The following is a 610-nucleotide window of genomic DNA, read 5'->3' on the forward strand; positions in this document are numbered from 1 at the left end:
TCGCCGACCGCTACGAACTCCTCCGGCTCATCGCCACCGGCGGCATGGGCCAGGTCTGGGAGGCGATGGACACACGACTGGACCGCCGCGTCGCAGTCAAGGTCCTCAAAGCCGAATTCTCCGAAGACCAGGAATTCCTCGCCCGCTTCCGCAACGAAGCCCGCACCACCGCCGCCCTCAACCACCCCGGCATCGCCGGCGTCTACGACTACGGCGAAACCGCCGACCAAGCCGGCGGCGCACCCCTGGCCTACCTCGTCATGGAACTGGTCAACGGCGAACCCCTCAACGCCGTCCTGAGCCGCCTCGGCCACCTCAGCCAAGCCCAAGCCCTCGACCTCCTCGAACAGACCGGCCGAGCACTGCAGGTCGCCCACTCCGCCGGCCTGGTGCACCGCGACGTCAAACCCGGCAACATCCTCATCACCCCCACCGGACAGGTCAAGATCACCGACTTCGGCATCGCCAAAGCCGTCGACGCCGCACCCGTCACCAAAACCGGCATGGTCATGGGCACCGCCCAGTACATCTCCCCCGAACAGGCCTCCGGCGAAGACGCCACCGCCGCCTCCGACGTCTACTCCCTCGGCGTCGTCGGCTACGAATGCCT

At 67.5% G+C, this 610-nt stretch carries 1 protein-coding gene; it reads left to right on the plus strand.

Annotated elements, in window-relative coordinates:
* A partial coding sequence (locus FK530_RS24850) for a serine/threonine-protein kinase (protein ID WP_146489472.1) occupies positions 1-610 on the plus strand: 610 nt, incomplete at both ends.

Source organism: Tsukamurella conjunctivitidis (assembly GCF_007858475.1).
Taxonomy (GTDB): domain Bacteria; phylum Actinomycetota; class Actinomycetes; order Mycobacteriales; family Mycobacteriaceae; genus Tsukamurella; species Tsukamurella conjunctivitidis.